The following is a 26,241-nucleotide window of genomic DNA, read 5'->3' on the forward strand; positions in this document are numbered from 1 at the left end:
AGTGGAGCCTTGGTCTCCATCTTCGAGTGGTCATGGCCAGCATGCGCATAAGCGTTCCGTGAACCTTTCAATTACCCATAACTTTGACCGCTCGGACGGATCCGCTGATCGGCGAAATCTTGAGTCGAAAGAATCACTTGTGATTCCTTGCTGAGCACCTGATTCGCGAGGGGGTGCTCTATGGCGCTGAGATTAAGGAATCGATCGGCAAAAGGCTGTTTGCGATCCTTGGAAGGTGAATGTTGGATTGATCGAGAGAGTAGTGGATGCGAGTTTAGGGACGCGCGGCTCGGCGATAGATTCCGCAAACTGCTCACGCAGATTGGAAGCGCCATGGGACAAAGCATTCCGCTCGTCTGCCAGGATTGGGCGAATACCAAGGCAGCCTACCGCTTCTTCTCTAATGACCGGGTCAGCGAAGCGGACATTCTGGCCGGCCATTTCCAATCGACACGTGATCGTGCCGCCGCCGCTGAAGGTCTCGTTGTTGTGCTGCACGACACAACCGAGTTCAGCTATCAACGCGAGAAGTCAGAAGCGATCGGCATCACCAAGAGCATAAACAGTGGACGGGATAAGGCGGGCCGCCTCAGATCGCACACGGTTTGCGGCATCCTGATGCATTCGAGCCTCGCGGTTACAATCGAGGGGGTGCCGCTGGGATTGGCGGCCGTTAAGTTCTGGACCCGGAAGAAATTCAAGGGGACGGCAGCGCTTAAAAGAAGATCAATCCGACCCGGATTCCCATCGAGAAAAGGAAAGCGTCCGATGGTTGGAAAATCTCAAGCAGTCCACTCAACTGTTGGATCATCCGGGACGATGCATCCATATTGGTGATCGCGAGAGTGACATTTACGAGCTTTTCTGCGCAGCACAGGAGATCGGAACTCATTTCCTGATCAGGACCTGCGTCGACCGCTTGGCTGGAGATGGGGATCACACGATCGCCGACGAAATGGACGAGGTCGCCGTCAAAGGGCTCCATCGCATCGAAGTCAGAGACGGCAACGGCGATCCCGACCAGGCGGTTCTTGAAATCAGGTATCGCAAGATTTGTGTCCTGCCGCCGATCGGAAAGCAGAAGCGCTATCCCGCTCTGACCCTGACGGTCATCCATGCCGAAGAGCGAGGGACTCCGAAAAACAGAAAGAAGATCGATTGGCAGCTGATCACCGACCTGCCTGTTGGTTCCCGCACCGACGCCATTGAGAAGCTCGAATGGTATGGTTTGAGATGGAAGATCGAGGTGTTCCACAAGATCCTCAAATCGGGCTGCAAAGCTGAGGAGTTGAAGCTCAGGACCGCCCAGCGTCTGACCAATCTGATCTCGCTCTTTTGCATCCTGAGTTGGCGGGTCTTCTGGATGACGATGCTCAACCGTTCCGCCCCAGACGCACCGCCAACCCTCGCGTTGACTGCGACTGAAATCGGCGTGCTCGATCGCCTCGTCAGCGACAAACCAAAAGCAAGACAGAAAACGCTCTCGCACTATCTGATCAAGATAGCCCGGCTCGGCGGTTATCTCGCCCGCGCCAGCGATCCGCCGCCTGGGAATACCGTCATGTGGCGCGGGCTGTCACGCCTCACCGACATCGCGCTGGGCGCCATGGTCGGCGGAGAATTTGTGGGTAATTGAAAGTCCGTGAACCGTGCGTATGCGGCTCGCTCGCGGTCTCGCCGAAGACCCGGCAGGAAAGCGCGGCATTATAAAGGAAGCGGTTTCCGAGATTGGTGTTCTGGGTTCCGGTGCCGGTTGCAATCGCCAGCACGTTTGCATGGAAGCTCAGCGCGGGATTTAGGCGCTGGCTCAGTGCTGCGCCGAACAGCCCCTCCCAAGAGCCCGATCCAGGCTGAAATTCAGCCTCAAAGGTTTCACCGAACCTGTCAATCAAGCCGGTCGTACCCGTCGGAGCCTTGACACCAAACAGCACTGCCGCCTGCGTTCCGCTTATCTGATTGTTCACGAAGCGATATTGGCCAAGTACAGTGACATCGCCGAAACCCGATGTATTACCACGGTCACGCACCGTGGCGGGATCAGCCGGGTCTTCCTGCACGGCTTCCAGGATGCCGGTGCGGCGCACCCACGGCAGGCGCACCGACACCGTCAGATCATTGGTGATGCCATAGGCTAGCGCAGCCGCGTAGCTCTCGACTGTTTGCAGACCATGAACGTCGTTGCCGACGTTTGCGAGCAGCGCCGGCTCACTCAGTTGCTTGAGCCGAAGATAATCGACGAAAGTGGAAAAAGCGAACTGCCCCTCGTCGAGCGTGCCAGCGCCTATCGTCAAGATCCCGCCTGCACCGCCAATACCGCCGATCCCAGGATGATGCGCGGAAGCAGCGCTCATGCCAATGACTATCGATCCAGCCAGGACCACCGCGAACTGGAGGCGACTAGCCATTTTCGACCCCCCAATTTCTATTTTTTATTTTCCGCCGCATGCTCTGGAGACCGACCATAATCCCGATTGCCAGGCGGTTGGGACCGTTGCTTAAATAACGCGGCTTCTATTTCCAGGGCGTGTCGCCCGGAAGATACACCACGCTACGCCTTGCCCGGTGGTCCCGTTCATTAAATAGCCGCGTGAACTTGATGGCGTGCGCCGCCACGTGTTGCCCATTTCCGATATTGGCCCTTCGCGACATATTGCAGCGCCGCGCGGCTTTGGTCGCTAACGGCGTTGCGCGGCGGCGATCAGGGCGCTCTCATCCTGATTGTCGCGCTATACGGCGTACAGCGGAAGTCCGATGGATGCGTAGGAACGGCGGTGCCGGTTGCGCTTGGTTCATCACATCGGAGCTCTACCATCGCCTCTCAGGCAATAGTCGCGCGGTGTTGCAGAACTCCCGATTATACGATCGTGCATCGTTATACGGGAGCGAGTCTCATATTGGCTTTGCAGGCCCGCCGCCCTAGAATTGCGGCGATCGCAGGACGGGCGAAATGCAGTATGTTTGCGACGCGCCGAAGGGCAAGACCTGGTTCCGTATCGAGACGGAAGGTGAGGCGATGCATGAGTTGCGCCTGATGGGTCACACAGTTGAGAAATATTTCCGCCGCGAGCGGGAGAAGGCAGTCCAGTCCTGGCGTCCCGAGCGGCCCAACGCGATCGAGCGCGACATCGGCCTCGAGGCCCATATACAGCGAGAGATGCCGCTTTTCCTCACGCTGCGCGACAGGGAGGGCAATGCACTGACTACAGCGATGCTGCCACCCGGTGGCAAGGATCGCGGCGGGTTCCGGATCATCATCGTTGCCGCATCCAATGCCGATCCTTATCCTCAGCAGGACGCGGCCATCGCTGCACTGGGAGCGCATTTCGGTCTCACACTCGATCGCAACCGCTGCTTCCCCTACGGCCGCTAAGGAGCCTGACAAGTATCGCCGCTTGATTGGAGCGATGTCGGCTCATGGCCCTTCGCATCGGTTCGCGGCAACGCAGCACTACGGTCGCTTTCAGGGCGAAGTGGACATGAACCGCTAGGCAAAGCCCGCTGAATTGGTCGAAGATGACCCAAAGCAGTCGTTGCTAGAAATCAACAGGATTGAATGCTCCACCAAGAGGGCGGCAATGCCGGGGCAGCCGGGACATCGTCAGAGTGCGATTGTTTCCTCGACTACATGTTTCAGCGGCGTCCCCTCAGCGGACAGGGTCATTCGCAGTTTGAGCTTGCCACCTTTCACCGCCCCGCTACGCACCAGGTTCTCAATTTCACGCTGCGATGTAACTCCGACATGCTTCAGAAATTTACGGATAGCCATATTGAAGCGGTCTTCATCGAACTCGGCGGTCATGGCTGTTCTCCCTGGTCGGGCAGGCGAAGTCTAACACGAGGCGAGCAAAAACCAAACATGGGTTACCCAAGCGCTTGGATGACGCTCTTGAGCATGTTGCCTTCCGCTACACAGACAGCGTCGGCACCCGGGATCACTTTTCTATCGCGGCTCAATGGTTGGCCTGCACGTCCCCCTACCGACGCTTCGCCGACATCCTCGCGGATACCTGCGCACGGCTCGGGGTCGATGCGGTTCGCTATTCCTTCATCGTAGTGGACTTGCACCACCTACTCCTTGCCGGTCTCCCGGCGCACCTGTGTGAAAAGGCTGCGCTTGATGTGATTCGCGCGATATGATTCCCGCACGATTTGCGGGGGCTGGAATGAAGCGCTTCGTTGCGGAGGCGGATCGTGGGCAATCGACGCTATTGCCCGAGTGCCTCGATGATTTCATTGACGAGAGCAACCCTGTTCGCGTGATCGACGTGTTTGTCGATGCGCTCGATTTGGCCGAGCTAAGCTTCGAGGGGGTGAAGCCGGCGGCGACCGGTCGGCCGTCATACCATCCCTCGGTTCTCCTGAAGCTTTACATCTACGGCTATCTGAACCGGGTGCAGTCGAGCCGGCGGCTCGAACGAGAGGCCGGACGCAATGTCGAGACCATGTGGCTGCTGGGTCGGCTTGCTCCTGATCACAAGACGATCGCGGACTTCCGCAAGGACAACAGCATCGGGCTTCGTAAGGTCTGTGCGCGTTTTGTCGAGCTCTGCCGCGGGATGGGTCTTCTCACGACGGCGAGCGTCGCCATCGATGGCAGCAAGTTCAAAGCTGTGAACAACCGGGACAAGAACTTCACACGCGCGAAGGTGGAGCGGCGGCGCGCGCAGCTGGAGGAGAGCGTCGCGCGCTATCTGAGCCAACTGGACACGGCCGACCGGCAGGAGCCGAGCGAGGCGTTGGCCGCCAAGGTGACGAGGCTAACCGAGAAGCTGACGAAGCTGAGGGAGGAAATGGGCAAGCTTGCCGTCTACGAGAAGCAGATGCTTGCGTCACCCGATCAGCAAATCTCGTTGACCGATCCCGACAGCCGTTCGATGGCGACAAGCGGCCGGGGCTCCGGCACCGTTGGCTACAACGTGCAGGTCGCCGTCGACACCGAGCACCATCTGATCGTAGCGCACGAGGTGACGAACAGCGGCTCAGATCGGGCACAACTCGCCAATATGGCCAAGCAGGCGAAGGCTGTTCTCGAGACCGAGACGCTCGAAGCTGTAGCCGATCGCGGCTACTTCAACAGCCCGGAGATCCTCGCGTGCCACGAGGCCGGCATCACCGTAACTCTGCCCAAGCCGCTGACGTCGGGTGCCAAATCGGAGGGGCGCTTCGGTAAGCAGGACTTTGCCTATTTGCCAGAGGAGGACGCCTATCGCTGTCCGGCTGGGGAGCGATTGCCGTATCGCTACACAAACGAAGAAGACGGCAAGATGCTGCGGCGCTACTGGACCACTGCCTGTCAAAGTTGTTCGCTCAAATCGCAGTGCACGACAGGACCAGAGCGGCGAATTACACGCTGGGAGCACGAGCATCTGCTTGAGGCTGTGCAGCAGCGCCTTGACGCAAACCCAGAAGCCATGCGTCAGCGTCGGGAGACGGTCGAGCATCCGTTCGGCACGATGAAGGCCCGCATGGGAGCGACACACTTCCTCACCAAAACGCTCCCAAAAGTAGCGACCGAGATGGCACTCTCGGTCTTGGCCTATAATCTTACACGGGTCATGAACATCGTCGGGGCCAAGCCACTGATCACTGCGATCGCGGCCTGAGACAGGCGCGGTTCCTAGCTTCCGGACCGATGCCCTTTGAAGCCGTTTTTACACGGCCAAGACCCATAGCAGAAATTGACAACAGTTTTAGCAGCCCTCGACAATGTGCTAGGCTGATAGCCCGATGGAGCCTGTCGAAAGTGGCGGCGGGAAATTCACCCGTGCAACTGTCGGCAAGCGCCTGCGAGAGGCTGCTGCGACCGGCCCTGTCACGCTGGCCGGTCGAAGCACTGGCTCCAGGTGAAGAACCGCAAGCATCCGGCGATGGCAAGAGTGATGGAGTCGTTCGGATAGAAATCCCGAAGAACGTCCGTTGACGCTGATCAAGCCCAATCCGCCTCAAATTGCTTAACTCCAGTCGTGCAGACCGCCGGAGCGCGGGAACTAGGATAGGAGACAAAGATGCATTTCGCTATCTCCGCCACATATGGTCCGACTGATCCAACTCGGGCAATGCTGCCGTTTATCTTCGCTACGTCCGCGGTGCAGAGCGGCGACAGCGTCACGCTGATGCTATTCGCCGATGCCGTATTCACAGCAATCGAGGGCGTGGGCGCGAAGCTCGTCCCGGTCGGACCACCGAACCGGTACGAGGAGATCGCAGCGCATCCCAATGTGACGTTGATGGTGTGCAAGCCTTGCGTAGAGGCGCGCGGTCTAGAGGCATCAGCGCTCGACAAACGGGTGAAGCTTGCTGGGATGAACGAGTTCCACGCCGCAGCCAAGCAGCCCGACTCGCGAGTGGTCAATTTCTAGAAGATCGCCCTGCGAGCATTGGATCAAGGTGAAGACCGCAAGTATTCGGCGATGAACCGGGTGATGGAGTTGGCGGTCTCCTTCATTTCGCGAATGTCACCTGTTGGCCCATACCGACGACATCCAGCACTCGCGCACATGTCGGCTGCTAGGGGAAGACGAGAAACGGCTGACGTCCGGCCAAAACGACGCGAGTGACCCAGAGCTGACTCGTTATGCTGCCAACGTTCGATGGCCTTTAGGGCTGAACTCCGTGTCGTCCGCTCGTGTCTCGCATCCGCTTGAGTACGCGTGTCCTCGGCAGGGCTTCAGTTCAAGGCTCATTACCCCTAATTGCGCAGGTTAGGCTGTCAAAGTTTTTCATCCCTTAGATGGAGATACTCTGGCGTGAAGTCCGCCAGCTCCTCCAGCTCCTTCCGTCGGAGCAGCGTCAACGTGCGCCTCTCCCACTCAATGAGTTGGAGTTGTCTTAGCTCCTGTATGGTCCGATTGACGTGCACGACGGACAAACCGCAGGCATCCGCGATGTTCTGCTGTGTGAATGGAAGATAAAAGCTGGCGTCCTCAAGCAATCCGACGACTTCCAGTCGCGCGGCAAGCTCGCAGATGAGGTGCCCCACTCGTGAGCGCGCGTCGCGGGCAAGGCCTGCAATCCATTCGCGGTAAATCGCGGCATCGACAAGCGTCTCGCGCCAGAGCGCGTGAACCAGCCCGGGAGAGTTACTCAGGATATCATTGAGATAGGTGTGCGGCACAAAGCCAACGGTCGATGGACCCGCGCTGCAAATATTGTGGTCCATCACGGGCAGCTGCAAAGTGTGCAGATCCGGCATATCGCCAGCCAGGTAGATCGATAGTATTTGGGCTCGGGTGCCGACGACCTTTTGACGAAACACAAACCCGCTCATCACGATGGCGCACCGGGACGCTCTGTCTCCGTCACGCACAATGTACTCGCCATCAGTGAATTCCTTCACCGTATGGGGCATGTTGGCGAGCTGGGTCCGGTCCTCCTCGGAGAGACCAACAACGGCTTGCAGCCGTTTGATCAATATTTGGCTTGGCATTGCGGCACCCGAGTTCTGGGGCGGGAGCACAACACTCTCAGTTGCCAGCTACCCTGCCTTAACGCCAGCAATGCTGATACGCTAACACAGGACGAGGGGAACATGACAGTCGGAGCTGTTAGCATTCTCGGCGGCACATTGCCAAAATACATCTTAAGGAAGGGGCGATCTTATTTTTGGATTGCGGAAAACCGCAGAACGAAGAGCGTCCGGCCCTCTGGTAGCGGACCGTCGGTGACCTTCATCTCCCACGGAATGCCCTTCCATAGAGTTTCCATTGAGCCCTGTTTAATGATTTCACCGCTCGTTTGCAGGGCCGCAGTTTGTGCGGCTGCAATGTCCAGGAGCTCAGTGCCGGCATCATCGAGCGAAGTGCTATCAGAGATATGGAAGAAGTAGCGCGGCATGCTTGCTCCGTCGCAGATTGCATCAGCCGTCCTAACGATAATCCGATAATCCTCCATGGTTCCTACCCAACACCATTCTATTTCTGCTTTGTCTGACCTGCATTAGCACAAGTGAATTTCCAGCCTTCGGTTCCGTGGTCTGACTTTCAAGGGCGGAACTTGCTCAGAATTTTTCTAACGAATGCCCCTCGAAATGGCGGTCGGTTGCTGCGCTCCATGTTCCGGAATTGGCCCGTCTGCGAAGTGTCCGCACGCCTCGTCGAGGTCCGGACAGCGGGGTATAGCGGACTAGATTTGCTCACGTTGAGTTCTTCGCATTGTAACCCTAATGCGACCTCGGCCGAGTGTCGGGCAAGCGCTGTCGCCTACGGGTGAGGATGCCTTTACTGGCGCGCGTAAGAGCGCATTGACAAGCACCGGACGACAGGCGCCTTTCGCTGTCACTCGTTGATCTGCATCAATCGAAACAAATTGTGTCGCAATATATTGGGTATCGTGCAAGCCGAGGAGTGCGTGATGATGGACGGTTGCTGTTGCGGAACGCAAACGGAAGCAGCGAAGCAGCCTGCGCTTGAGATTTTGAAGGAGCGCTTCGCGAGGGGTGAGATCGACAGGGCGGAGTTCGAGGAAGGGCGTCAAGTCCTTTCCAATGCGACAGAAGAAACGGCTGCTGCCGCGGTTAACAAGGGCAAGGGTTGCTGTTGATCGAGGTGAACTGTCCCCCCTGTGACAAGCGGATATCCAATTTGTAGGTTACCGCGAGCCTTGGATTAGAACGGAGGCTGTCATGTGGTGGTGGAACGGATTTGGGCCGGGGCCGTGGCTGTTGGGCCCGGTAATGATGATCTTGGGCCTAGCCTTCTGTGGGGCCATGATGTTCTTCATGATGCGCCGGATGATGGGCGCCCATAGAGAGCGGTTCGGCACACTCGACATACTGAAAGAGCGCTTCGCTCGCGGCGAGATTACCCAAGCTCAATATGAAGAACAGCGCCGACTGCTAGAGGTATAGGTAGCCTCAGTTGGCGGCCTCTTTTACATTTCGCGAATGTCACCTGTTGGCCCACAGCGACGAGATCGATCCCTCGCCTACACGCCGGCTGTCAGGGGTAGACCGGAAATGCCTGCCGGCATGCTAATTGACGTGAATGACCCATTCCGGACCTCGACAGGTTTACGTTCCCCCTTCCAGAACACAGATGCCGAGTGGTACGGTGCTGTGTCCCGACCGGGGGACCGCGTTAGATGATAGATGCGAGTATTTTCCGCGACCAGATGACGATCCGGCGGCTCCGCCTCGCAGCTGGTCTCGTCATGCTCTCCTATCTCACGCTGCACCTTAGCATGCACGCGCTTGGCAATGTCTCGTTTGAGGCAATGCAATGGGGCACTCGAATTCATGATTTTATCTGGCACAGTGTGCCAGGAACTATCGTTCTCTACGGCGCGTTCGCAATCCATTTTAGTCTCGCGTTCTATGCCCTGTATGCGCGCCGGAGCTTCCGCATAGGTGCCGGCGAATTAGTGCGGCTTGTTCTCGGTTTTTCCATTCTAACCCCTCTTGCTGCATCACTTTGCGGCCGGGCGGTATGTATATTCTGCGTTCGATGTAACGCGCCGTTATGATGCAGTGCTCACCGTCTATTTTTCCTTTGTTCCGTTCTGGGGGTGGCGGCAAGTCACCGTGCTCCTGATCGCTTGGACGCATGGTAGCCTCGGCGTGCATTACTGGCTACGAGCGCGAACCAACTATCATCAGTTTGCTCCGGTATTGCTTACATTCGCCACACTCCTGCCAGTGCTCGCTTTGCTCGGGATTTGGCAGGGCACGCGACAAGTGCTCGCACAATGGCCACTGCACCCAGAATGGCTTGAGATGACCGTGCGCGACGGTCATGTGCGCGATCCAAGCGTGAACGGACCGAGTTGGAATCTCGAAGTCCAGCTTTACTGGATTTATGTTGTGCTCCTGGCGCTCGTGTTCATCGCATGGACGACGCGCTGGCTGGTTGAACGCCGCCGCGGCCTGATCAACATCGCGTATCCCGGCGGCCGTGTCGTTCGCGTGCCCGTGGGCTATGCCGTGCTCGATGCTAGCCGCCGCGCCAGCATTCCGCATGCTGCAATTTGCGGCGGACGAGGTCGCTGTACCACGTGCCGCATCCGGGTGCTGCGTGGGGTCGACAGGTTGCCGCCACCTAGCGCGTCCGAGCAAGCATTGTTGAATCGATTGCACGCTGGTCCGAGTGTACGTCTGGCGTGTCAACTCCGTCCCCGAAGTGATACCGCAGTGCTTCCGCTGCTGCCGCCAGACATCGGCACGAGCGAGACGCGTCGACGTGACTATTCCGAAGCTTCGGACATTGAACGTTTCGTGGCGATCATGTTTGTGGACATCCGCAGGTCAACCGCCTTGGTCGAGCAGCGGCTCCCTTATGACGTAGTGTTCCTGCTGAACCACTTCTTCGATGCCGTGGCAGGAGCGGTAGTTGATACCGGCGGCATGCCCAACCAATTCGTCGGCGATGGTATGATGGCGATCTTCGGCATGCACGCCGCGCCGCGTGATGCTTGCTCCCAAGCGCTGGTTGCGGCGCAACTTATTCATGGCCGGCTCGCCGATATGAATCGAACACTGGCTGACGAGTTGCCGGAGCCAATTGCAATCGGCGTCGGGCTTCACGCCGGTAACGTGATCCTGGGCGAGCTTGGTTACCGGGATCGCTTCCTCCTGACAGCAATCGGCGATTCGGTACATGTGGCTGCGCGCCTCCAGGAGCTGACCAAAGATTATGGCTGTCAACTCGTCGTATCCGACATCGTCGCCGCCACTGCCGGCGTCGAAATGAGCGGGTTTCCTGTGCGGGTGATAAACGTGCGCGGTCGCGGGGAACCCCTGGCCGTGCGAATTGTCGGCGCTATGAATGAACTGGTCGCATGAAATTGCCGTCTGGAAATCGACCAATCTTTTTGCAATGCGATGGTCCGCCACCTAGCGCACTGCCGGTAGCGTCATCACTATGGTCCCCTTATGAATTTATCGACCAACCGAAACGCTTGCCTCCGAGTTGGCCGGGGCAGAGCGACGCTAAATCGGCGCTCTGCCCTGACTCTGGACCTCCCGCAATGTCAGCTTTTGTGGCACTATTGGCAAGCATAGCCAAAGTTAACCTCGTCTGATCGAGCATCAGCGAACGGCAATTTGCCGTGGCGACCCACCAGTCAGCCAAGACTAGGGAGGGAATGCATGCCCCGAAAGATCGTGAACGGTGTGATGGCGGGAAGATCCGTGGCCCAGCCGCTCGCAATGCACCTTGTTCTTTTGGCCACAGTGGCTTCGTTGGCGTCCGCCTGGGGACCCACAAAGCCTGCGTACAGTGCCGATACGCCGCCTGCGTGGGCGTATCCCGTCACGCCTCCAGATTTTAAGTTGCCGCCGGACGACGGCAGCGTCAAGCGTGTGCCGGACAGTTCAGCCGCTTTCTCAATCGGTCAAATACGGGACCGTTTCTTCACAAAAGATTGGCATCCCGGCGATCATCCCGCGATGCCCGAAATTGTCGCGCGTGGCAGGAAACCCGATGTTCTTGCGTGCGGTCATTGTCATCGGGCTGATGGGTCTGGTGGTCCCGAAAACGCAAATCTCGCCGGGCTTCCTACAGATTATATCGTGCAGCAGATGGCCGATTTCAGAAGTGGAGCAAGAAAGAGTTCAGTACCACAACGGCTACCAGTGAGTTTGATGCTTTCAGTTGCCCGCGCTATAAGTGAGGATGAGGTGGGGAAGGCGGCAGCATATTTTTCCTCTTTGAAACCGAAGGAGCGTATCAAGGTCATTGAAACTGATACTGTTCCAAAGACCTACATCGCTTGGCTGATCTTTACCGCGTCGAAAGATGGTGGCCAGGAGCCGATTGACCAGCGCATCGTCGAAGTGCCGGATGATCTGGATCAGTTTGAGTCTTATGACGACCGTGCCAGATTTACCGCGTACGCGCCGGTCGGCAGCCTTGAGAAAGGAGAGGCACTGGTAACCACGGGCGGGGCCGGCAAGACCGTTCAGTGCGCAATATGCCATGGTCCTGATCTCAGGGGCCTCGGCCCCATACCTAGTATAGCTGGTCGCTCCCCAAGCTACATCGTCCGGCAACTCTATGATTTGAAGCACGGACAGCGCACCGGGCTGTGGAGTTCGCTAATGGCGAGGGTTGTCGCCAATTTGGACGAAGAGGCTCTCGTTTCAATCGCCGCCTATCTCGCCTCTCGGGAGCCGTGAGACTGGATTGCGCAATGGCGCTCGGCGGCCTCATCATCCCACCAGCGCTGCTTGCCCGCCCCGACGGGATGCTCGAATGGAGCTGCGCTGCGCGAATCCGGAGGTGGCCCTTCGAGACATGCCGACCGGCTCAGAAGTTGTCTGCTTATCGGGGTAGACCGGAAGTCATCGGCGCACCCTCAGAATGACGTGCTTGACCCAAGGCGGACACACCTTACCTGCCGCCCGAAACCAGGGTGCTTTTGCCAGTCGCCTGGCAGCCTGAGAGTGCTATAGTCCAGCAAGTCCATGAAGCAGTTCTCCAGCGAGGTCAGGTGCGACGACGCGGATTTATTGGGCTTCTTGGCGGGACGGTAACCTGGCCTCTCCTGGCAAAAGCGCAACAGCGGTCCAGGCTGCCGCGTGTCGTCTATTTCGCGCCGGTCGATATTCCGGCGCAGACTGACGCAACCCGGAAGCTTCTGGCCGAGCTTGGATACGTTGAAGGACGGAACATTCGACTTGAGTTTCGGAATGCAGCGGGAAATGTCGATGCGCTGCCCGCACTTGCACAGGAACTAGTGCGCGAGGGCGACATAGACGTCATTGTCGCGATTAGCACGCCTGCTGCGCTTGCAGCCCACAAGGCAACTCAGACGATTCCCATCGTCGCTTTCGCCGCCGTTGATCCGGTCGCGTCGGGACTGGCAGACAGTCTCGCCCGCCCGGGCCGCAACGTAACCGGCATCGCCGTCTTCTCGGAGGAAACCACAGTCAAGCGCGTTGAGCTAATGCGGGAGGTTCTCCCGCGAGCTGTCCACCTCGGGACGGTGACGACGAAAGTCAGTAGTGGCGCTCAAAGCCTTATGCCCGTTTTGGAAACCGGCCGTAAGCTCGGTTTTGAGATAGAGCAAATCAATATCGATGATCCGACCGCTATCGCGAAAATCTTAAGCCCGGGAGCTCTCGCCCGATTTGATGGGCTTGTGTTTGTACCGGATGTTGTACTTAGTTCTCATATGGCCGAAGTCATCAAGATGGTGGGTCTGAGCAATAAACCTGCAATTTTCGCTTCACCCGAATGGGTCGCTAACGGTGGCCTTATATCTCTTGGACCCGATTTTTCCGACGCAACGCGTCACTTGATTTCACAGCTCGATCGCGTTTTGAAGGGAGCAAAGCCCGGCGATTTACCTTTCGAACGGCCCACCAAGTTCGATCTTAGGATCAACCTGCGCATTGCCAATGCGCTAGGTATAGAGTTGCCTCCCACCGTCCTCGCCCGCGCGGACGAAGTCATCGAATGAGACCGGGCTAATTCCGTTTCTGGGCCCCAAGCCGAACAGCGCTTAGGCCGTTGTCATGTCGGCTGTCGGCGGTAAACCGGACGCCGGGCCGCGCTTGCCTCGACCGCCGCTTGTGACCCTACCGGACATTCGGCGTGACGCTCTCGTGCATCCACAGTCGCGCCTAGGGGTGACTACGTGAACAATCGATCGGTCGCTTTATCGAGCCGCTTGTCCGATCCGCTCGCGTCATTGAGATGACCAACCAACTCTCCGGACGACCGGTAGATGTTGATCCCTTTGAGGTCATACAGCTTCGTACCATTAGGGGCGAAAATTTCTCGACCCACTATGACAGCGACATGAATACCCTTGCTGTTGAATATATTGCCGTTCACAAGAGCCTCCTTGCTTGAAGTCGAGCCGTGCGATCGCTGCTCTTAGCGGGCGTGTCAGAGCCGCCTTTATGAGGCGGCTTCAGTTCACCGCCGCGCGGGCTTTGCCGTGCACAACCCTGCGCAATGGCTCATCGAGCTGTCTTCGTTGAGCCCACGCCGGGATCAGCAATCGTCTCCCAGTCATTACCGCAAGCGGAACAACGCCATTTGTTGACAACCCCAGCGGGCAAATAGGTCGAACTGACCGGAGCAATAACGAGGTGTCCGCAGGTACAGGTGCTGGTCCCTTGTGATGGAGAGCGGCGCAGCCCGTCGCTGACCATTCTTGAGGCCCAGCGGCGCTCGAATCTTCGCTGAAAATGCAATGGATAAAGGATCGAACTCATGGGCTCCCTCCTGTCGGATGGCGGGAGCGCGGTACGGTCTCTCAGTCACTGAAGCCATTTTACGATCAGCGATGCTAATAACATATGGCGTGAGCCATCCGATTGCTAGTCGAAACTCTTTGAAAACCTTCGCGCCCGCTGTGGGGACGAACCAGCCTCAAGCGGATCGACCAGCGGACGTTCGTATGCCTGCTCCGCGCTCGCGGTCGACAGAGCACATAGAGCGGTCGGTACCCCGACAGCAGTCCTTCCCCATGTGCCGCGCGGTGGCTGTCGAGGTCGAGTGGTTCGTCAGCCATCGGACGCACTCGCATCGATACGCTGCGCGTCTGCAAGATCGACCGAGCCGATCGAGATTCTCTCGGTCACCAGTCCGCGCGAGCCTTCTGCGGGCACGCTGATCATCGTGGCGACACGGCGGAACGCTTCGAACGAAATGCCCTCGATCGTCTCCTCATCGGTAATGACCTCGTAGTCGCCGGCGGGCAACAGGCGATCGATTCCCCTGATCCGGAACGGATGTTTGAAGGTGACAACTTCATGTCGGGAGCGGATAGTCATGCGCGCATTACCTTTCGCGAAAACGCTTGGCGCCGGCGCAAGCGCCGGAAGGCAGCATGTGCCCCTTAAGCGGCAATAGCCACCCTTTTCTTGCCGCACGCTGCGAACAAGCCGCCACCCGTCTCTTCCTGCCGCAGCTGATGCGAAGCGCTTTAGCGCTCGCTATTCTCAGGACATCGGCGTAGGGTTGGCGATCACCGCATTTTCTACGGCATCTACCGGTGACTGAGGGCCACGCGCCCCGCCGCAAAGCGCAGGAGCAATTCCCTTGCGGCAGTTTCGCCTGGCCGAGTGGATCGTGCCGCCTATCATCGTTCCGCTGCTCCTTTTGATCCTGGTGATCATGGTAGCTGCCTTCAACGCCTAGGCGCGGACGCACTGAAATATCGGGTCGGCGACAACCACGAAGGGGCTTCTCATTTGAACGACGGGCTCATGTCACTTGGGCTAAGGCCGCCAGGGTAGCCCCCTCCTTAGGAACTGAAACGGTCGGCGGCCGTTAGGCCGCATCACCGCCCGATCCTCTGCTGTTATCGGTGACTGAGAGCCCGTGTGCTCCCGCCTTAAGTTCAGCGGTGAGCCGATGTGCGAAAAGTGCAAAGAGCTAGACGAGACAATCTCGCACTACCAGCGGCTCGCAGCCTTTCCCTACGATCCTCTCACCGCGGAACGCATTACGGGCGTGATCGCCGACCTACAGCAGAAACGGGACGCGATGCATGCTACCGTTCTGCCGTCCTCGGAGTTAGGCCGCTGACAGCCATTTCGCTGCGCTCCTGTATGCATTTTTCGATATCCCTGCGCGCGGTTTAGGCGTAGGGTCTATTCATCACCGCCCGATCAGTGGCATCTATCGGTGACTGAGAGTGTTGTGCTCCCGCCCGCACAAGAAAGGGAGCACACGCCGGATGCGCTCCTCAAACAGGCTCTCACCACGTGAAACGGACTGGCCCCGCTGTCCGATGTGCGAAGCGCGGATGGAAGTTCTGCGTATCGGTACCAGGAAGACCCGGGTTCGAGCACAAGACGTTACTTGCAGGAAGTGCGGGCTGGTCTACGAAGCGCAGGCTCCCGCAGACGCGATTACTTCTGAAACATTGGGCTGCCTCTTGAGTGAATTGAAGCGGCTTCGCTAGCCGCAGCTACGGTTATTTAGGAGGCGGCTCCGTGAGCGAACCCGACGCGAACAGGTTCTGCAGCGAAGCGGAAGAATGCCTCCGTCTGGCTGAATCGGCGTTAAGGAAAGTAGACCGGGAAGCATGGCTCAGGCTTGCTGCTGATTGGATCAGGCTGGCTGAGGGCGCCGAACCGCATCCGAGCAGACTTGATCCGAACGCATAAGTGCACACCTCCGAAAGGGAGAAGTCATGTTGGACATCGAAACTACAGCCCTGCTTCGCGCAATACACGCTGAAGTTTGCGAGAGCATTTCCGGATACGAAATTTACACCCGCACCCATGTCGCGTCCAAGCTCTTGGAGTCGGCAAGTAGCGGTGAGCGCTCCATTCCCGATCTGAAAAAGATCGGGCGCAGTGCGCTGAAACAGGCCGCTATGACGCGGCGGGTTCAAACGTGGCCGCAATGATCTGAACCCGATGCGACTGAACAAGCCGCTCGATTGGCAAGACGGTCGTGCGCTGAGCGTGAAAGCCGTTCAAGAGGCTCACTAAGGCCACCGCCGCCGCTGGAAAGACCTCAGATGTCCATCCGTGACCCATTCTTAACGGTTGAGGGTAGCGGCTTGGAAGCTACTCAGCCGAGTGATGTCTTCTTCCAAGGCGGCCTCTTTGGTGAGGTCGCCTTTGTGAAGGGTTTCGGATGCCGGCCGCATGACTGATGGCGCGGCACATTCGGCGGCCGGCGTCCGAAAGCCTCCAAGGGAGGAAACCGCGCATGGTGGGCAGGAAGGGTGCGGCGGGCTCTATGGGGATTTGAGCTCTGCGGGCGAACTGGCCGATGGAGTTCGAAGCAATGCAGCGAGCTGCGCGAGGGTAGCGGGGCTGGTGAATGATGGGTAGATGGCTTCGAACGTGATCAATCGTCGGCGGATTGGCGACGACAGCTGACCGTTGGGGCGTATGCCGTTGTGGCCGGTCGATGAGCGGCGGGCATGGCGAACTGCTTTGCAGAGCGATGGTTGCGCGCTCATGAGGTATCGATCCTGATGGCGCTGGTTGGCGGGGTCGCTTGATGGCGAGGCGTTGTGCCTTGTTCGAAGACCTCGATGACGATCATGCGGCCGCCGCAGCATGGACACGGCGGCCTGCCGCTGTCGACGACAGTCTCGGTCGGCTCATCCTTACGATCCTTGACGACGAGCAGTTCGCGCGCGCGTGCAACGTTGTCGGCGCAGGCGCTCCGCGCGAGCAGACCGTAGTGGCGGATGCGGTGGAAGCCCTTTGGCAGCACGTGGATGAGGAAGCGGCGGATGAACTCGTCTGCAGCGATCGTCATCCGCTTTTGACGGTCGTAGCCTTCGACCCGGTAATCCTTCCAGCTGAAGGTGACGTCGTGCCGGCCGAGGGCGATCAGGCGGCTGTTGGCGATAGCGACGCGGTGGGTATAGCGCGACAGATAGGCCAGCACGGCCTCGGGACCGCCAAACGGACGCTTGGCATAAACGACCCATTCCGTCTTGCGCGACGCTGTGAGCAACGCGGCGAATGATTGTGCTCCGGCGAGATGAGCGTCGTTGCCGAAGAAGCTCAGGCGCCCGGCCTGGTGGAGGGCGGCAAGGCGCTCGAGGAACAGCCGCCGAAACAGGCGTGAGAGCACACGCACCGGCAGGAAGAACCCTGGCCGGCAGGCCACCCAGCGCTGGCCGTCGGGCGAGATGCCGCCGCCCGGCACAATCATGTGGACGTGCGGGTGGTGGGTCATGGCCGAGCCCCAGGTGTGCAGCACGGACGTAATGCCGATCCTGGCGCCGAGATGCTTCGGGTCGGCGGCGATCGTCAGCATGGTCTCGGCCGAGACCTTGAACAGCAGATCGTAGATGGTGGCCCTGTTGTGATAGGCGATGTCGGCGATCCGGGCCGGCACCGTGAACACAACGTGATAATACGGCACCGGCAGCAGTTCGGCCTCACGGTCGGCGAGCCACTGCTTCGCCGCGGCGCCCTGGCACTTCGGGCAGTGCCGATTGCGGCAGGAATTGTAGGCGATGGACGTGTAGGCACAGTCCTCGCAGCGCGCGACATGGCCGCCGAGAGCTGCCGTGCGGCAACTCTCGATCGCCGACATCACCTTCAACTGGTCGAGGCTGACATGGCCGGCATGGGCGTGACGCCATGCCGGGCCATGGCTGCGGAAGATATCCGCAACCTCCAGAGCCGGGCGAGACATAGGTGCCCAGCGTCAGCCGGGCGGCCGCGCCTCCTTGAGCTTGAGAGCGATGTGCTCCAACGGGCTCATGACCTCGCTGATGGTCTTGGTGGCGACGCGGGTGTAGAGCGCGGTGGTATCGAGCTTGGCGTGGCCGAGCAGCACCTGGATGACGCGGACGTCGACGTTCTGCTCCAGGAGGTGAGTAGCGAAGCTGTGGCGCAATGTGTGCAGCGACACGCGCTTTTTGATCTCCGCCATCTGCACGGCGGCATGACAGGCACGATTGAGCTGGCGCGTCGTCATCTGCTGCGCCGGATCGCGGCCCGGGAACAGCCAGCCTTGCGGCCGAGCCATCTTCCACCAGGCCCGTAGCAGCGCGAGCAGGCTGGGCGACAGCATGACATTGCGGTCCTTGCCGCCCTTGCCCTGCTCGACGCGGATGATCATCCGCTTGCTGTCGATATCGGAGACCTTGAGCGAGACGACCTCGTTGGCACGCAGCCCGGCACCGTAGGCCACGCTGAGAGCCGCCTTGTATTTGAGCCCCGGTGCGGCATCGAGCAGCCGTGCCACTTCCTCCACGCTCAGTACCACCGGCAGCTTGCGTGCCTCGTGAATGAATTGAGTGTGCTCGATGATATCGTGGCGCTTCAAGGTGACTTTGAAAAAGAACCGCAACGTCGAGACAGCCTGGTTGATGGTCGGCACGCCGGCGCCGCCCGTCGCCAGATGCAGCTGATAGCGACGCACGTCCTCGAAGGTCGCAAGATCGGGTGATTGCCCGAGAAACGCGGCGAAATGCTTGACCCGTTGAACGTAGTCATGTTGGGTCTTGGCTGCGAACTTCCGGATCGTCATGTCTTCGATCATGCGCCGGCGCAGTGGGCTTACTGCCTCGTCGGTCATGGGGGGCTCCTGTCTTGGGTGAAGGTTGCGAACCCCTCATCTCAAGACAGGACGCCTCGTCGCGCTATCCTCTCAGCTGCGCTGCCAGCTACCATGCCCTACCGCGCGAGCGGTTTAGTCCTATGGCCCTTTTCGGACCTCATGCGATGTCTGATTTTGCGTCGCTCTTGAGGGATAAGCAGACGTCCGCGTTGGTGGAGCAGAGCGGCGCCTAAGAGCCTCCCCACGGCGTACCGCACCGCGCCCGAACTGTCGGTGGCCTCAGAGCACTGGAGACGTACTGAGGACACGCACAGATATGTTGTCGGGTCATCATTCTCGGTCCGGCACAGTTTTAAATCTTCGATCCTCCAACGGTTGATGAAGATTGCACCTGCGGTTTCGGCTGAAGGAAGTTGGAGATCCGCGCCCTGTACGTGCGTCGGGATTGTGATCACGACGACACGACCATCTGGGCTGAAAAACTCGCCTGAGCGACCGTCGGCTTCACCCTTGCTGTCAAGGTGCACCGATCAGCCGCGCAGTTGCTTCCGCATCTGTCAATGTCGTCCCACAATAATGTGTTTCTGCCGCGTGTTGCCCGACATCCGGCTGAAGGAGTTGGGGCTGTGAGGCGGGATCAAATGTCGGAAAGATTGTGTTACCTTGGACCAGATCGAACTCGTTCGTCCTGGAATCGAGCGGGTTAGGATCGAGCTTGGCCCTGCCAAGGATCTGGCCGTCTCTCGCCGACGCCGAACTGGAGCGCGGGGTAAAGATCAGAGAAAATGAGCGATCTGCACACTGCTCGTACTGAGCGCTTTGGCAGAGCCGACTTTCTTTGATGGACACGAGCAAAAGGTCACACCCCGCAGCCTCGGCTAAGCGCGTTCGGTCTTTGGGAGGCACTTCGGAGGGATTCCACCCCCGACAATAGTACTCGACGGTTTCGGTTAGAAAGTAGCGGCGATCAGGAGCCGATTTCCCATTTCCGACTGATCTCAAAGTCTTCCCGACGAGAAACTTGAGTGCCTCAGCGCCGTTCAGCATTACTTCATCGCCAGAAGCCGATCGCGCAGGGCTTGCGATATTGGTCGCAATCAACAGTAAGCCGACACCGCCCACTTTCGCGGACCTTTTGCTGGTACAATCTTTGGCAACGAAACACCGTCAAGCCAAACCCACTTAGAAGCTAAAGCAGCTAAACACGATTGCAAGCTGAGATTGTTCGAAACTGCAACTGCACTGTTTGGTTCAGTGCCGCGAGAGTCGCCTCCTGGCCCATCTGTGACCTCGGAGAATGTCCGCTCTTCGTCCGATGTCGGGGGGTGACGGGACATCGGTCTGCCGCTCGCTCAATGAGTACATGACTTGGTCGGTTCGATCCTCCAATATCAAAAAAGGCCCCGCATCGCGGGGCCTTTGTCTTGTTGGGTCCGACCCGGCCTATCGCCGCGTGCCTACTCCGTATAGCTCGCGCTCGCGGCGGATGTCGTCGGGAGCGAGCGGCGGGCTTGCGGCGTCGAAGTCGGTCCAGCCGGCCTTCTGCCAGGCCGAGCTGCGGTCTCGAAGGTTCACGGACATCTCATCGAGCAGCGCATCGAGGCGGGCGCGATCCTGCTCGGGCACTTTCACGGCTCGCGAAACACGGCTGAAACAATCCTGAAACCCGATTGTCCTGAACTCCTCAGCCGCGGGCCCCGACCAACGGATCGAAAAGGAGAGACAATCATGATTCAGATCGGTTCGAAGGAAGAAGTCGCGTTGCTTTTGGCGCTGTTCGGCACCCACACTCAGCCGGTCAGGAAGCCGAAGCCGAAATCCTCGCGCGGGTGAGGCGCGAATCGCATGTCGGGTTTGGCCGATTGCCAGAGCCTCCTGCGTCTTTTGATCGCGAGGGGAGATCCCCAGGCGATCCCGCTCGCCGAAAATGCCATCGATCAGTATCTGGCCATCACGCCGGCCAGCGCGCGTGGGCGCGGCCTGTGCGAGCTCCAGCGCGACGCACGCGACCAGCACGGGGCCGCGGTCGGCGTGCAGCGCTCGTTCGCGGAGACGGTGGACGCCTACATTGCACGAAAGCTGACGGAGGAATGAGCGGGCCTTGGAGGGGCAGGCAGACGAGGCGATCGACCTGCGCGACGACGGCGGTCCCGTGATGCAGGTGACATTCTGGTTTGAGATCGAGAATCTCAAGACGCGATCGCGCGCGCGATCATTGAGGCGTGAGCAAGTTCGGCGGCGGCTGCTCGGGCTCCAGCACGGCGATCTTGCGGCCAAGCTGCCAGACCTCGACCTTGCCGTGGCGGGTGAACTGCCGTGCGAAGGTGAGGGCGGAGGCGTCGGACGCCGCCTCGAACGCCTCGGCGGAGCGGAAGACGCCATCATCGCCGACGAGGTAAGCGCGATATTGATGGCAGTGATCGCTCATGTCGGAGTCCTCAGCCCCGGCGAATGCAGCCAGGCGTCGATCTGCATGGCGGTCTCATCCTGCCGCGCCTTGCGCAGCAGCAGTTCGCGGCGGCGTCCCGGCGCCAACACGCGGGCTTCGTCGCGACAGCGCGCGGCCTCGTCTGCCAGCCGTTCGGAAAGTGTCTTGGTTTGTTTGAAGCGTCGCCGCTTCAGCATGGCGCATCTCCCTTTGTCTAAGTGGGGCGGGAGCGCAATCAGGGCGTTCTCATCACCGATAAATGCCACGGACCGTGCGGTGATAGGTTAACCCTACACCTCCATCTGCGGAGAGTCTGTATCTTTTGATATGCTGCGAGAGCTAATTTTCGGGTGCAATTTCAGCCGTTTGTGCCACTTACTCATCTTGAGTGCAGGCAATTTGTAATGTCCAGTTTTGAACAAAGGCAGCCTCAGGTCGTTGACCCTCATCACCGGCCAAGGCTTTGTCCGTGGGCGTCGGTGGCTGAGAGACCGAGCGCGCTCCCGCCTGCAAAGCAAGGGAGCACGGCCGTGCCGGACAACGACAATCATACGCGCCGCATTCACGACGAGGCTGCCGCTATCGCGAGGCAGAGTGCATACATTCGCGACCTCGTCGCGCGATCGTGCGAGATCCTGAAGCAGCCGGTGCCGGACACGTTTCTGGGCCGCAGGACCCACGAGCCTTTCCCCGGCGAGCCCAGCTCTTCGCCGGAGGACGAGCGCTGACCGTCGTCGCGATCGCGACTGTCGGCAGCAGGCCGGTTTGCAGCGCGCGGATTTGCCTGGCATGGGCGCAAATGGCCCGGTCGGCTTCGAGGAGGGCGGCATCGGCGCGCGCCAACAAGGGATCGCGCATTGATCCGCGCACGGCGATGCAACGCGGCATCTTGCCGCTCGTTCCCGGCAGCGGTGGCGCCGGGCGCCGACGAGGTCGTGAAGACGCAGCTGTAACGGACCGGACGCCGCACGTATATCACCGGCAATCTGCGAGAGGCGGGGAGCAGCCAGGGGAAGTAGGCGGCGTTCGTAAGTCCTGTCTGCGCTCGCACGAGCGACGGATCAATCTCTCCCGTTGGCGAAGCCAAACCAGGCGAATGGGAGCGCTGCGGCGCAGAGGGCTGCCATGGGAAAGAACGCGGCTCCGGCCCACGAGACGTAGAGTGCACCAGACGCGAAGGTGAGTGCCGCCGTGACCACGCCCGAGCCAAATGCATAAAGAGCGTGTGCAGTTGCGGCGACACTTGGTGCGACCAAGGTTGTCATCATCCGCATGCAAGCGAGGTGAAGCAAAGCGAATGTCAACCCGTGTAACGGCTGTATTAGTGAGAGCAGCAACACCGAGGTGGTTGCGCCGGCTACAGACCAGCGAATGACTCCCGCCGTAGCCGCCAAAACGGCCGCACTACGCACCCCAAGCCGATCGAGGAGCTCTCAACCGGCGAGCATGAACACCAACACCTCAGCAAGTACCGCCTCCGACCAAAGGAAGCTAATCGCGGAAGTGCTAATGTCGGCTTGGCTCCGCCTGATCACAGCAAACGCATCGTGCACAGCATGGCTGCCATAGACAAAAGCTGTGACGACAAGAACGATTCGAAACCGCGAGATCCTGAGTAGAGCTTGCAGCTCTGACGCAGGAAAGAATGGCGCGGTTTGCAATGCGGCTTGACCAGCCCGGGGCAGCAGTGCTGTGGCGCCAGCGGCGGCGATCAGGAAGACAGCATTCATCCAGATAATCGGCGAGAGATCCGTGGGGCTTATCAGCTGTCCAGCAGTCAATGTCCCCAATACGAATGCCGCGGCGGCGGAACCGCGGATCCACCCATACTCGAATTGTCTTCAGGGCCTCGCCGTATTGACCGACAACGCACCAGCTATCGAGGTGGTAGGGGCGAGAGCGGCAGCCTGAATGAGGGTAACAACCAGCAACAACCAGAACGCTTCAGCGCCAAACAGTGCGACGGCTGCCGAAGCCGCCAAGACAGCGCGGCCTGCGAGCACGAGGCGCAATGACCCGAGCAAATCCGCCAGCATTGCAACGAGCGGTCCAGAAACAAGCCGCATTATCATTGCGACAGCGAGGAGAAACCGATCTGCTAGTGGTGCACGAATACGCACAGGGGGCGACCCATGGTTTGCTGTGTTGCGTCACACGAAGTGTGACGCCTTAGATCCGAGCGTGCTCTCGGCTTGCATCGCGATCGGGGCCCCACAGACAGGCGGTCCGATTGCGGTATTCGTTGCGATAGCGCGATGACTGCGAGCGTCCAGCGGGGCTCGAGATTTCCGGGATGGTTGACATAGCTGAGCAGGCGCGATTGCCCGTGATTCAGCTGATTTATCCAAGCCCGATCACGTTCGCAGCTCAACCCAGAAGGCGATTCCGCCGGAACATAAAACCAGTCGGAACGAATTTTCTGGAGACCTCAAGGGCGCGGCTTTCGCAGCTTTCCAGCGCAATCTTCTGGGAGAGCATGACGTCTCCGATTGGCAGTTCGCCCCGCGGCAGGAAACACAGCCCGACCGTCGGACCTCCCCTTTCGTCGACCTCGCAGACATTCGCCCCTCTGCCCGCGTAGATCCTGTACTGCTTGCCGGTGTCCCCGCCGATCACCTCGAAATAGCCTTGTGCCGCGAACTGCGCCGATTGCGCCGGCGATAGCCACTCGCGCAAGAGCCGCAGCGAGCGGCCCTCCGGCGTTCTTTCGGCGCCCAATCGGATGAAGAGCGCGCGGATAGCTCTCTTGCGCGAGCGTTCACGCGGGCGAGATGGGCTGAAGCCCAACATAGCGCGGGGTGATCAACCCCCGACCAGTCTAGGGAAGAAGACGGTTTCCTCAGCGGTCGGATCGAATGAGCGGATCTGCGTGACCTGACCCGGGCCCGTCCGGACCGCCGCCGTGAAACCGCCATCTGTGAGCGCGTAGAAGCGCCGCTGCGCGTTCGCCAGCTCTCGTGCGTCGTCAGGATTGAATGGGTGATGGCTGTCGCCGGTACGGTCCATCACGATCTGGATTGCCATGATCTTCCTCCTCGGAATGCTGAGGGCCAGGGACCTGACTAAGTATCCGACTGATGCTGTGGTGGTTCAAGAGGAGAAGTTGCGGTCGCGAACTTTCGGACATAAGGCCCCGAGCTGATCTTGGCCGGATAATAAGAAAGACGCAGAACCATTGTCGCGCGTTGCCGAGTCACGGCGCCAGGCAGGAGCACCTCGACGCTGACCTTGCGATAATAGTAAATGATCCTGGCGCGCACCTATGAAGCAGCGCGGCGATGTGGACATACCCCCGTTTGCATTTGCGAAACGCCCAGGCTGTGCGCTGCCTGCTATGTCGAGGGGCGTGATGGCCGGCGCCGACTGTTTCCCGTGCTGCCTTCGCGGTCTGTTTGCTTGAGCGCCGTTCGTTGGCCTTTTTCGAGTAAACAGATGAACTTTCCTGATTGCCCGCTGGACGTGTGGTCAGATCGCGCCGAGGCCCGCCATCGCATCTGCCGATGCGGCAACCGGCACCAGGCTTAGTGCGGCGGGGGAAGGCAAAGGGAGCAAGAGGCGGCCCACCTGTGTTCATTGACGGCTTGCAGGAACGAACGCCAGCCGCAGCATCGCAAGTACTTTGGTGGACGGTCGCCTTCGGGCGGCCTTTTTCTATTGGTATCCGCACAAACGACCTCGGTTTGGGGTCCGAGGTCGCCAACCTTGGGGAAGGTTTGCTCCCGACGGGGCTTTTGACTTGGGGACTGGTCGGGAGCTTAGATTCGACTCGGCATCGGGAAAGTCGTTCCGCTTGCCGACTAAATAAAACGGCCCCGGCGTCGTTCGCTGGGGCCGTTGCATTTCCGGATGCCGTTCCGATCGCTTGCAGCTTCTCGGGTCACTCCGAGAGGTGCCGGTTCACATTTGCGGGCCCGCTGTAGTCCCTCGGGAGGCGCTCGCCCAGGAACGTTTAGCCCCGCCCGGCGTCGAATGGCGACGAAACCCGCGGTTCGCCTATGAACAGAGCGGTTGCTTATGCGATCTCGATATTCATCGTCCTCTTCGGCGTCTGGATCATTGCTGCCGGCCTGTCCTCCGGCTCACCTGTCCTATGGATCGTCGTCGGGCTTGTCCCCATAGTGATCGGGCTTGTAAGCGCTTTCGGTCCCACCTGATGGGTTCGTCCCCTTCCTGAAGCGGAACGGCACTATGCCCGTAGAGTTGTTCCTAGAGAAGCGAACGTGGATCTAATCGAGATCGAGCGCGCGTTCTTAAAGCAGCTGTCTTCCGAACCGTGGATCAGCACTCCAATGTTCGTCACGAACTCGTCGCGCGGCTGGTGGAGTTAGGTCTGGTTGATGCAGCCCCCAAACATCGCTTTGAGCGGATACAGGTGCCACTTACGAGCTATCTGCGCTCCTTCTCTCAAAAGCTTGGGGCCAAATCCCGCGTCAGTTTTTATGGATGGAGGCGGTCGCCGGCCGGTAGCCCTTGCGCTCGTCCTCCGGCGCTCTCTGGCATGAAATTCCGGGTGCACTCCGCTGGCACGGTCCTTGCCAATCCAGCGTATCTTCCGTCGATCCTGGCAGGGAGCCGTTTCGCGATGAAACAGAAATCTCGAGTCCCAACGCCGCGCAAGCCCACTCTGACACACATGGTCTCCGATCTGGTGAGATTGCTTAAAGCAATGGACGACCTTGAGGGGCTGAGAGAGAAGGTCCGGCTTGCTGAGAACAACCAGAGACCGCATTAGCCCGAAACGGATTGTCACGAGACCGCCTATCGCAATCAGGCTGGGAAATGCGTCGGCTTGGAAGCTCTCGCCTCCCAATGTGGAAATCCTCCGATTGAAGTAGCTCAAGGCGCCGACAAAGCTGGTGCAGTCAACGGGGCAGCGAT

General features: G+C 59.4%; 29 protein-coding genes and 1 pseudogene. 13 read left to right on the plus strand and 17 right to left on the minus strand.

Annotated features, from left to right (window positions below; genetic code table 11):
- Positions 1-180 precede the first annotated feature (180 nt).
- Entirely contained in the window at positions 181-837 is a 657-nt protein-coding gene (locus ACSKB8_RS23205) for an IS4/Tn5 family transposase DNA-binding protein (RefSeq protein WP_438106608.1), read from the plus strand.
- Complete coding sequence (locus tag ACSKB8_RS23210) at positions 773-1,636, plus strand: IS4 family transposase (RefSeq protein ID WP_438106610.1); 864 nt, start codon at positions 773-775, stop codon at positions 1,634-1,636. Before ACSKB8_RS23205 ends, ACSKB8_RS23210 begins: the two co-directional genes overlap by 65 nt.
- Here the strand turns inward: ACSKB8_RS23210 and ACSKB8_RS23215 are convergent.
- The gene (locus tag ACSKB8_RS23215) at positions 1,584-2,405 is read right to left on the minus strand and encodes a transporter (RefSeq protein WP_438106612.1); all 822 of its coding nucleotides are present in this window, start codon (positions 2,403-2,405) and stop codon (positions 1,584-1,586) included. The genes ACSKB8_RS23210 and ACSKB8_RS23215 overlap by 53 nt on opposite strands.
- A 542-nt stretch (positions 2,406-2,947) precedes the next feature.
- Here ACSKB8_RS23215 and ACSKB8_RS23220 point away from each other — a divergent pair.
- Positions 2,948-3,370 (plus strand): hypothetical protein, encoded by a 423-nt coding sequence (locus tag ACSKB8_RS23220; RefSeq protein WP_438106614.1) that lies wholly within the window; start codon positions 2,948-2,950, stop codon positions 3,368-3,370.
- A 228-nt stretch (positions 3,371-3,598) separates the two neighbouring features.
- Here the strand turns inward: ACSKB8_RS23220 and ACSKB8_RS23225 are convergent, their stop codons facing one another.
- Positions 3,599-3,799, minus strand: a complete 201-nt coding sequence (locus tag ACSKB8_RS23225; RefSeq protein WP_130220955.1) for a DUF6494 family protein — start codon at positions 3,797-3,799, stop codon at positions 3,599-3,601.
- A 364-nt stretch (positions 3,800-4,163) separates the two neighbouring features.
- On the opposite strand from ACSKB8_RS23225, the gene ACSKB8_RS23230 reads away from it, so the two are divergent.
- Positions 4,164-5,603, plus strand: a complete 1,440-nt coding sequence (locus ACSKB8_RS23230) for an IS1182 family transposase (protein WP_438106615.1) — start codon at positions 4,164-4,166, stop codon at positions 5,601-5,603.
- A 402-nt stretch (positions 5,604-6,005) separates the two neighbouring features.
- Positions 6,006-6,359, plus strand: a complete 354-nt coding sequence (locus ACSKB8_RS23235; RefSeq protein ID WP_370990420.1) for a DsrE family protein — start codon at positions 6,006-6,008, stop codon at positions 6,357-6,359.
- Between the two features lie 350 nt (positions 6,360-6,709).
- Here ACSKB8_RS23235 and ACSKB8_RS23240 read toward each other — a convergent pair whose 3' ends face one another.
- Complete coding sequence (locus tag ACSKB8_RS23240) at positions 6,710-7,426, minus strand: Crp/Fnr family transcriptional regulator (protein WP_438106617.1); 717 nt, start codon at positions 7,424-7,426, stop codon at positions 6,710-6,712.
- A gap of 170 nt (positions 7,427-7,596) precedes the next feature.
- Positions 7,597-7,833 carry a DUF6894 family protein gene (locus tag ACSKB8_RS23245; RefSeq protein WP_438106618.1) on the minus strand — a complete coding sequence of 79 codons (237 nt, stop codon included), beginning with the start codon at positions 7,831-7,833 and terminating at the stop codon, positions 7,597-7,599.
- 516 nt (positions 7,834-8,349) lie between these two features.
- On the opposite strand from ACSKB8_RS23245, the gene ACSKB8_RS23250 reads away from it, so the two are divergent.
- The 5 genes from ACSKB8_RS23250 (at position 8,350) to ACSKB8_RS23270 (ending at position 13,395) form a co-directional block, all read left to right on the plus strand.
- Positions 8,350-8,538 carry an SHOCT domain-containing protein gene (locus ACSKB8_RS23250; RefSeq protein WP_438106620.1) on the plus strand — a complete coding sequence of 63 codons (189 nt, stop codon included), beginning with the start codon at positions 8,350-8,352 and terminating at the stop codon, positions 8,536-8,538.
- Between the two features lie 166 nt (positions 8,539-8,704).
- On the plus strand, positions 8,705-8,845 hold the full coding sequence (locus tag ACSKB8_RS23255; RefSeq protein WP_438106622.1) for an SHOCT domain-containing protein: 141 nt from the start codon (positions 8,705-8,707) through the stop codon (positions 8,843-8,845).
- A 549-nt stretch (positions 8,846-9,394) separates the two neighbouring features.
- Positions 9,395-10,774 (plus strand): adenylate/guanylate cyclase domain-containing protein, encoded by a 1,380-nt coding sequence (locus ACSKB8_RS23260; RefSeq protein WP_438106624.1) that lies wholly within the window; start codon positions 9,395-9,397, stop codon positions 10,772-10,774.
- Positions 10,775-11,080: 306 nt separating this feature from the next.
- Complete coding sequence (locus tag ACSKB8_RS23265) at positions 11,081-12,109, plus strand: c-type cytochrome (RefSeq protein WP_438106626.1); 1,029 nt, start codon at positions 11,081-11,083, stop codon at positions 12,107-12,109.
- 314 nt (positions 12,110-12,423) lie between these two features.
- The gene (locus tag ACSKB8_RS23270; protein ID WP_438106628.1) at positions 12,424-13,395 is read left to right on the plus strand and encodes an ABC transporter substrate-binding protein; all 972 of its coding nucleotides are present in this window, start codon (positions 12,424-12,426) and stop codon (positions 13,393-13,395) included.
- A gap of 173 nt (positions 13,396-13,568) precedes the next feature.
- On the opposite strand, the gene ACSKB8_RS23275 is transcribed toward ACSKB8_RS23270, so the two are convergent.
- The 3 genes from ACSKB8_RS23275 to ACSKB8_RS23285 form a co-directional block, all read right to left on the minus strand.
- A complete protein-coding gene (locus ACSKB8_RS23275; protein ID WP_438106630.1) occupies positions 13,569-13,772 on the minus strand; it encodes a hypothetical protein in 204 nt (67 codons plus the stop codon).
- A gap of 128 nt (positions 13,773-13,900) precedes the next feature.
- Entirely contained in the window at positions 13,901-14,158 is a 258-nt protein-coding gene (locus ACSKB8_RS23280) for a hypothetical protein (RefSeq protein ID WP_438106631.1), read from the minus strand.
- A gap of 291 nt (positions 14,159-14,449) precedes the next feature.
- Positions 14,450-14,719 (minus strand): hypothetical protein, encoded by a 270-nt coding sequence (locus tag ACSKB8_RS23285; RefSeq protein ID WP_438106633.1) that lies wholly within the window; start codon positions 14,717-14,719, stop codon positions 14,450-14,452.
- A gap of 1,367 nt (positions 14,720-16,086) precedes the next feature.
- On the opposite strand from ACSKB8_RS23285, the gene ACSKB8_RS23290 reads away from it, so the two are divergent.
- The gene (locus ACSKB8_RS23290; RefSeq protein WP_438106635.1) at positions 16,087-16,305 is read left to right on the plus strand and encodes a hypothetical protein; all 219 of its coding nucleotides are present in this window, start codon (positions 16,087-16,089) and stop codon (positions 16,303-16,305) included.
- 560 nt (positions 16,306-16,865) lie between these two features.
- Here ACSKB8_RS23290 and ACSKB8_RS23295 read toward each other — a convergent pair.
- The 4 genes from ACSKB8_RS23295 to ACSKB8_RS23310 all read right to left on the minus strand — a co-directional run bounded on the left by ACSKB8_RS23295 (position 16,866) and on the right by ACSKB8_RS23310 (position 20,561).
- A complete protein-coding gene (locus ACSKB8_RS23295; protein ID WP_438106637.1) occupies positions 16,866-18,065 on the minus strand; it encodes an IS91 family transposase in 1,200 nt (399 codons plus the stop codon).
- A gap of 12 nt (positions 18,066-18,077) precedes the next feature.
- A complete protein-coding gene (locus ACSKB8_RS23300) occupies positions 18,078-18,953 on the minus strand; it encodes a tyrosine-type recombinase/integrase (protein ID WP_438104197.1) in 876 nt (291 codons plus the stop codon).
- Positions 18,954-19,451: 498 nt separating this feature from the next.
- Positions 19,452-20,057 carry a hypothetical protein gene (locus tag ACSKB8_RS23305; RefSeq protein WP_438106638.1) on the minus strand — a complete coding sequence of 202 codons (606 nt, stop codon included), beginning with the start codon at positions 20,055-20,057 and terminating at the stop codon, positions 19,452-19,454.
- A 321-nt stretch (positions 20,058-20,378) separates the two neighbouring features.
- Positions 20,379-20,561, minus strand: coding sequence for a hypothetical protein (locus ACSKB8_RS23310; protein ID WP_244551445.1), 183 nt, complete (start codon positions 20,559-20,561; stop codon positions 20,379-20,381).
- A 219-nt stretch (positions 20,562-20,780) separates the two neighbouring features.
- Here ACSKB8_RS23310 and ACSKB8_RS23315 point away from each other — a divergent pair, with 219 nt between their 5' ends.
- Positions 20,781-21,029: a hypothetical protein gene (locus ACSKB8_RS23315; protein WP_438106640.1), complete on the plus strand. Its 249-nt coding sequence runs from the start codon at positions 20,781-20,783 to the stop codon at positions 21,027-21,029.
- Positions 21,030-21,147: 118 nt separating this feature from the next.
- Here the strand turns inward: ACSKB8_RS23315 and ACSKB8_RS23320 are convergent, their stop codons facing one another.
- Both ACSKB8_RS23320 and ACSKB8_RS23325 read right to left on the minus strand, forming a co-directional pair.
- Positions 21,148-21,363, minus strand: coding sequence for a hypothetical protein (locus ACSKB8_RS23320; protein WP_091898891.1), 216 nt, complete (start codon positions 21,361-21,363; stop codon positions 21,148-21,150).
- A complete protein-coding gene (locus tag ACSKB8_RS23325) occupies positions 21,360-21,560 on the minus strand; it encodes a hypothetical protein (RefSeq protein WP_370989743.1) in 201 nt (66 codons plus the stop codon). The genes ACSKB8_RS23320 and ACSKB8_RS23325 overlap by 4 nt, the downstream gene beginning before the upstream one ends.
- A gap of 333 nt (positions 21,561-21,893) precedes the next feature.
- On the opposite strand from ACSKB8_RS23325, the gene ACSKB8_RS23330 reads away from it, so the two are divergent.
- On the plus strand, positions 21,894-22,091 hold the full coding sequence (locus ACSKB8_RS23330) for a hypothetical protein (protein ID WP_438106643.1): 198 nt from the start codon (positions 21,894-21,896) through the stop codon (positions 22,089-22,091).
- Between the two features lie 333 nt (positions 22,092-22,424).
- On the opposite strand, the pseudogene ACSKB8_RS23335 reads toward ACSKB8_RS23330, so the two are convergent.
- The 4 genes and pseudogenes from ACSKB8_RS23335 to ACSKB8_RS23350 all read right to left on the minus strand — a co-directional run.
- Positions 22,425-22,781 (minus strand): annotated as a pseudogene (locus tag ACSKB8_RS23335) (MFS transporter); the annotation flags it as partial.
- 15 nt (positions 22,782-22,796) lie between these two features.
- On the minus strand, positions 22,797-23,093 hold the full coding sequence (locus ACSKB8_RS23340) for a hypothetical protein (RefSeq protein WP_244551447.1): 297 nt from the start codon (positions 23,091-23,093) through the stop codon (positions 22,797-22,799).
- A 637-nt stretch (positions 23,094-23,730) separates the two neighbouring features.
- Positions 23,731-24,153: a hypothetical protein gene (locus ACSKB8_RS23345; RefSeq protein ID WP_438106645.1), complete on the minus strand. Its 423-nt coding sequence runs from the start codon at positions 24,151-24,153 to the stop codon at positions 23,731-23,733.
- Positions 24,154-24,165: 12 nt separating this feature from the next.
- The gene (locus tag ACSKB8_RS23350; protein WP_091898898.1) at positions 24,166-24,387 is read right to left on the minus strand and encodes a hypothetical protein; all 222 of its coding nucleotides are present in this window, start codon (positions 24,385-24,387) and stop codon (positions 24,166-24,168) included.
- Positions 24,388-26,241 lie beyond the last annotated feature (1,854 nt).

The sequence above is a fragment of the Bradyrhizobium sp. BR 1432 genome (genome assembly GCF_051547705.1).
GTDB classification, from domain to species: domain Bacteria; phylum Pseudomonadota; class Alphaproteobacteria; order Rhizobiales; family Xanthobacteraceae; genus Bradyrhizobium; species Bradyrhizobium zhanjiangense.